The sequence below is a fragment of the Streptomyces sp. BR123 genome, assembly GCF_013401435.1.
Taxonomy (GTDB): Bacteria; Actinomycetota; Actinomycetes; order Streptomycetales; family Streptomycetaceae; genus Streptomyces.
In genome coordinates, this window is the sequence record NZ_JACBGN010000392.1 from 1 (window position 1) to 5,887 (window position 5,887).

Here is a 5,887-nt window from a genome sequence, read left to right on the forward strand (position 1 = left end):
TATAAGAGACAGTGCCGCCCCCGCCCACCGCCGGCCCGCAGGAACGACGCCCGACGGTCCCGAGGTGCCGACGGGCGGGGCGGAGGTCCTGGACAGGATCCGGCACCGCTTCAAGGACCTGCCCGTCTTCCTGCTGATGACCGACAGCTCCGACCACGACCTCGAACACCTGCCGCTGTGGGTGTCGGAGACGGTCGTCGGCTACATCTGGCCGCTGGAGGACACCCCCGCCTTCATCGCCGGCCGCGTCACGGCCGCCGCCCGCACCTACCTGGCAGACGTCCTCCCGCCGTTCTTCCGCGCCCTGAAACAGTTCGAGGACGCGCACGAGTACTCCTGGCACACCCCCGCCCACTCCGGCGGAGTCGCGTTCTTGAAATCGCCGGCCGGCCGGGCGTTCTTCGACTACTACGGCGAGCGCCTCTTCCGCACCGACCTGTCGATCTCCGTGGGGGAGCTCGGCTCGCTCTACGAGCACAGCGGACCGATCGGCGAGGCCGAACGCAACGCCGCCCGTGTCTTCGGTTCCGAGCGCACCTACTTCGTCCTGCACGGCGACTCGACGTGCAACCGCATGGTCGGCCACTACAGCGTCACCGCCGACGAAATCGCCCTCGTCGACCGCAACTGCCACAAGTCGGTCCTGCACGGCCTGGTCGTCTCCGGCGCCCGCCCCGTCTACCTCGTGCCGACGCGCAACGGATACGGCCTCGCCGGACCACTCCCGCCCGCCACCACCGCCCCGGCCGCGATCGCCGCCCGCATCGCCGCCAATCCCCTCACCGTCGGCGCCGTGTCACCCGACGCCCAGTACGCGGTCATCACCAACTCCACGTACGACGGCCTGTGCTACGACACCGTGGCCACCGCCCGAACGCTCGCCCCCAGCACCCCACGTCTCCACTTCGACGAGGCATGGTTCGCCTACGCCCGCTTCCACCCCCTCTACCAGGGGCGCTACGGCATGGCCGTGACCGCGGACACGCTCCCGGCCGACGACCGGCCCACCGTGTTCGCCACCCACTCCACCCACAAGCTCCTCGCCGCGCTCTCCCAGTGCGCGATGGTCCACGTCCGCCCCGCGCCGCGCGCGCCGGTGGAACACGACCGCTTCAACGAGGCGTTCATGATGCACGGCACCACCTCCGCCTTCTACCCGGGCATCGCCTCCCTCGACGTGGCCGCCGCGATGATGGACGGCCCGCAGGGCCGGTGGCTGATCGACGAGGCCGTCACCGAGGCGATCCGCTTCCGGCAGGCAGTCGTCCGCACCGGACGCCGCATCACCGCCGCCGCGGACCGCCCGGACTGGTTCTTCGGAGTCTGGCAGCCCGAACACGTCACCGACCCCGCGACGGGCACCCGCATTCCCCTCGCCGACGCTCCCGCCACCCTCCTGGCCACCGACCCCTCCTGCTGGCAGCTCGAACCCGGGGCCGCCTGGCACGGCTTCGCCGGTCTCACAGACGGCCACTGCCTCCTCGATCCCGTCAAGGTCACCCTCACCTGCCCCGGCGTCAACGCCACCGGCCGGACCGAGTCCTGGGGGATCCCCGCCCGGGTCCTGACCGAATACCTCGCCACCCGCGGCATCGTCGTCGAGAAGACCGACAGCTACACCACCCTCATCCTGTTCTCCATGGGCATCACCAAGGGCAAGTGGGGCACCCTCGTGGACGCGCTGATGGACTTCAAGGCCCTCTACGACACCGACGCCCCCCTCGACCGGGTCCTGCCCGCCCTCGTGGAACGCCATCGGTCTCGCTACCGCGGCACCACCCTGCGTGAACTGTGCACGCAGATGCACGAGCACCTCACCCGCGGCGCCTTCATCACTGCCCTCGACGAGGCCTTCCACGACCTGCCCACCCCGGTCCACCCGCCCCGCCACTGCTACCAGCAGCTCATCCGCGGCGGCACCGAACGCGTCCGCCTGGCCGACGCCGCCGACCGGATCGCGGCGGCCATGGTCACTGTCACCCCGCCCGGAATCCCCGTCCTGATGCCCGGCGAATCCCTCGGCGACCCCGACGGCCCCCTCCTGCGCTATCTCACCGCCCTCGAAGCCTTCGACCGCGCCTTCCCCGGCTTCGGCAGCGAGGCCCACGGCGTCACCACCGACCCCGACACCGGCGACTACCTCATCGAATGCCTCCGCCCACGGTTTCTTGAAGGCCGTTGACAGGGCCCACGGAGGGGCGCGATCCTTCCGGCTTGCCGCATGCTCCGCAAGCACCGCCCCGGCGCCCCGTCCCTGGAAAAGGGTGTGCGGGTGTGCCGTCGGTGCAGGACGCCGCCGGGGTGGCCAGGCCTGGAGCGGCGGTGACACTTGGAGGAAGGGCCTAGGTCAGCAGCACGATCGCCGCCGCCCCGAGGAAATCCACGACACCACACCACTCCGACCAGGCCCGCGGCACGACCTTGCCCGTGCGATGGTGCACTGCATCCCACACGCCGTGGGCGAACCACCCGGCCGCTACGACGTAGCCGGCGCCCGGCGGGCCCACCGCGAGCGCCAAGAGCCCCACGGCCGTGAAGACCACGAGGCCAGCCAACTGGACCGCCAGTGCGCGCCGTGTGCCGAGCTCCCGGCGCCTCGCCCCGAAGGCCAGGTAGCACAGCGGCATAACGACGAGGAGGGCCGCGAGCAGTTCGAACGGCGCGGCACCGTCGGCGAAGGTGACGACGACAAGGGCCACGGCGAGCCAGGTGGGCCAGCGCCGTGCACACCGGGTCAGGAGAACGCGAACCGTTCGGGCCCTGCCGTCGTGCGGGACGTCGGTCGTGCTGCCTGCGCGGGACCCGCGGGGAGGATTCATGCACCTACGGTGCGGCCGCCAGGCCGGTCCTGGACCCGCGCGTCTTCTTCCTGTCACGAACCTTGGGATGCAGGTCCGTCCGGCATAGGGTCTCACCTCATGGGGGAACGGCTCATGCTGGTGATCGGGTACGAAGCGGCCGAGTTGCTGGATATCGCGTGCGTCACGACCGCGCTGCAGATGGCGAACCGGATCGGGGACCTCGCCCACCCGTACCGCGTCCGGCTTGCCGGACCGGCCGGCGAACCGATCGACTGTGGTTCCGGGATCCTCCTGCTCAGCCAGGAATCGCTGGAACGGATGACGGGTCCCCTGGACACGCTCTTCGTCTCGGGTGGCATCGGCTTCGAACGTGCCGCGCAGGACGTGCGGCTGGTGGGACACGTGCGTCGACTGGCACGGGAGAGCCGCCGGGTGGCTTCGCTGTGCACAGGGGCCGCCGTCCTCGCCGCCGCGGGCCTCCTCGACGGTCGCCGCACCACCACGCACTGGCGGTTCGCAGCCCGGCTGGCGGCGAGCCATCCCGCCGTCACCGTGGATCCCGACCCCCTCTACATCAAGGACGGGAACGTCTACACTGCGGCGGGAATCACCAGCGCGATCGACCTGACCCTCGCCCTCATCGAGGAGGACCACGGCTCCGGCCTGGCTCGCCAAGTCGCCCGCGACCTGGTCGTCTATTTGCAGCGCCCGGGAAACCAGGCGCAGGTGAGCCTGTTCACCGCCGCTCCTCCGCCCCGCGACGACATGGTCCGCCGACTGGTGGAGCACATCGCTGAGCACCCGGACCACGACTTGTCGGCCGGGGCGCTGGCCATGCTCGCCGGTGTGGCCCCGCGTCACCTGAACCGCCTGTTCGTCGAACACCTGGGGCTGCCTCCCGGCCGATACGTGCGACGGGCCAGAACCGAGGCCGCAGCCCACCTGCTGACCTCGACGACGCTCCCGGTGCCGAGCGTGGCCGCACGGTGCGGCTTCGGGTCCGCCGAGACGCTCCGGCAGGCCTTCACCGCCAGATATGGAATCTCCCCGGGCCGCTACCGTTCCGCACACCGTGCAGCCGCCGCAGGGCCCGGCTGAGGGGGGTTTCGCCGTATGAGAACCGGGCCCCCGGGTGCCCAGGGTGCGTCACTTCCGGCTGCAGGCTCATGCCTGATCCAGAGAGCGCCCAGGCCCGCGGTCGTCCCGGAGGCCGGACTCCCGTCCGTGGCCGTTACGGCCAGCCCTGCTTCACCTTGGCGGGGGCGGTGTTCCAGCTCTTCGGTATGAATGTGATCACGTAGGCTCCGCGGTCGAAGTCCGCGTACCCGGCTGACCAGTTCGGGAAGGTGCTCTCGTACACCTGCATCGGACCCATGGCGCCACCGGGCGAGTGATAATGGTTGGCGTGGGTCCATACCGTCTTCTTGGGATCCGGTTCCTTCTGATCGCCGAACCAGCCGTAGTCGAAGTTGACGTATCCTTCGCCCGGGTTGGCAGGACTGCGCGGCACGTTCCTGTCCCCCGACATGTCGACGAGGCCTGTTCGCCGGTCCGGGCGGAAGGCATCCGGGTCGCCGTACTTGCGCTTGCCGGAGGAGCTCCTCGGATCCTGCCCGCTCCAGAAGTGCTTCGAGTAGACGACCGCCTTCATCCTGGACGGGTCGAAGTTCCCCCCGTCACGCTCCTTGAAGGACGGCGTGCTGCTGAGGGCCGAGTAGAAGGTGGAACGGCCGTCCTCGTGAAGCAGCGGGTCGTTGCTCTTGGCGAGCTCCGCCTTGAGGTTGTTCACGTAGGCCCCCACGTCGTGCGAATTCTCCAGGGCCTTGTTCATGATGGATGCCACATCACGAGCGCGATTGAAGCCCTTCGTTTCGTCGAAGCTTCCCTTCGCGATGCGCCCTTCGAATTCGGCCCGCGTCTCGCCCGGCCGGGGGCTGTTGTTCCTCAGGCCACTGTTGTACTTGTTCTCGTCGAACGAAGCGAACGCCAATTTGTTCGTCGGGTAGGGCCCCGAGTTGACCCAGGTGATTCCGACACAACCGTAGGACAGCTGTTCTCGCTGCGCTTCGGTCATCTGTCGCGCCTTGCCGTCGCGATGGCTGTAGGCCTGCTGCCACTTGCGTATGTAGTTGCTGACGTCTGTAGTGGCCCTGCCTCCGTGGGCCCGGTACGCGTCAGGCATCCTGTCGAGGGGCTCGGCCGGAGGAGTGACCCGGTCGTCGGCCGAGGCGGAGGGCCTGAGGGACTCGACGGCACCCGGCGGCAATCCGAGCGGGGGCTTGCCGGGCTGACCCAGGTCCAAGGCCCTCTCGTTCAGTGCGTTGATCTGCCTGACGTCGTCCACCGTCAGGTCGTGCCTCTCGGCGTAGGAATCCTCCTTCCCTCCACCGTCGCGGTCGGCGGCCAGACTGACCGATGGCATGAACGCGGTGGTGCACATGACCACGCCTACAGTGCTGAGGGCGAGTAATGCCCGACGCTTATGCATGAATTCACAACTCCCTTGCAGTGAAACCGCGATGGCGGTACGGACGCCGCCGGCCGAAACGAGAATCGGCCACCCTTCGCATGGCATGGAAGGGATTGGCGCATCACATGCCGACTCTCGAATCAGGATCGGCGCGCACGAAAGCGATCATGTCGCTGTGCCAACTCCCCGGCAACACCATGACTTCAGAATCGGCCACGCTGTCGGACGGGCGGTATTCCGTCATGCGTCCGGCCCTGCCCATCGTTGGAATGCACGGCGGCAGCGTCCCGTGTTTCCGCCTCCGGGCGCTGCTAAAAGCAGCCCGCCGCCGCCGGACGGACCGCACGATCCGCGCCACTCGCCACTGCGGCCGCTCCCCCGGTTCGCCACCGCCGCCAGGGCCGTCGTCTCTCCCGCCCTCTACAGAACGGCTGGTAAGACGCTCTGTGGCACCACTTCCCCGCCCGTTCGTGGTGCGTTGTCCCTGCCGGGGGGGGTGCCTCTATGTCTTTCGTCAAGCCTGAGCTGGTCATGCAGCGACCGCTTCGGGGAGGCGTGATTCGTAGAAGGTTCCATCGCGGAGCATGGCGAACAGGACGCTGATGCGCTGCCGGGC

General features: G+C 69.0%; 5 protein-coding genes. 2 read left to right on the forward strand and 3 right to left on the reverse strand.

Annotation, left to right across the window (positions count from 1 at the left end; translation table 11 throughout):
• Positions 1-2,182, forward strand: a 2,182-nt coding sequence (locus HYE82_RS33460) for an Orn/Lys/Arg decarboxylase N-terminal domain-containing protein (protein ID WP_179177979.1), incomplete at its 5' end; no start/stop codon positions are given.
• 160 nt (positions 2,183-2,342) lie between these two features.
• On the opposite strand, the gene HYE82_RS33465 is transcribed toward HYE82_RS33460, so the two are convergent.
• Positions 2,343-2,699, reverse strand: a complete 357-nt coding sequence (locus HYE82_RS33465) for a hypothetical protein (protein WP_309144539.1) — start codon at positions 2,697-2,699, stop codon at positions 2,343-2,345.
• Positions 2,700-2,918: 219 nt separating this feature from the next.
• On the opposite strand from HYE82_RS33465, the gene HYE82_RS33470 reads away from it, so the two are divergent.
• Complete coding sequence (locus HYE82_RS33470) at positions 2,919-3,899, forward strand: GlxA family transcriptional regulator (RefSeq protein WP_179177980.1); 981 nt, start codon at positions 2,919-2,921, stop codon at positions 3,897-3,899.
• Between the two features lie 133 nt (positions 3,900-4,032).
• On the opposite strand, the gene HYE82_RS33475 is transcribed toward HYE82_RS33470, so the two are convergent.
• Positions 4,033-5,289 carry a protein-glutamine gamma-glutamyltransferase gene (locus HYE82_RS33475; RefSeq protein WP_179177981.1) on the reverse strand — a complete coding sequence of 419 codons (1,257 nt, stop codon included), beginning with the start codon at positions 5,287-5,289 and terminating at the stop codon, positions 4,033-4,035.
• Positions 5,290-5,392: 103 nt separating this feature from the next.
• Positions 5,393-5,515 (reverse strand): hypothetical protein, encoded by a 123-nt coding sequence (locus HYE82_RS38670; protein ID WP_256988040.1) that lies wholly within the window; start codon positions 5,513-5,515, stop codon positions 5,393-5,395.
• Between the last annotated feature and the right edge of the window lie 372 nt (positions 5,516-5,887).

Bases quoted from the DNA above. Each gene is read 5' to 3' on its own strand.
- HYE82_RS33470 (WP_179177980.1), top strand. From the start codon at position 2,919: ATGGGGGAACGGCTCATGCTGGTGATCGGGTACGAAGCGGCCGAGTTG.
- HYE82_RS33475 (WP_179177981.1), bottom strand. From the start codon at position 5,289: ATGCATAAGCGTCGGGCATTACTCGCCCTCAGCACTGTAGGCGTGGTC.
- HYE82_RS38670 (WP_256988040.1), bottom strand. From the start codon at position 5,515: ATGACGGAATACCGCCCGTCCGACAGCGTGGCCGATTCTGAAGTCATG.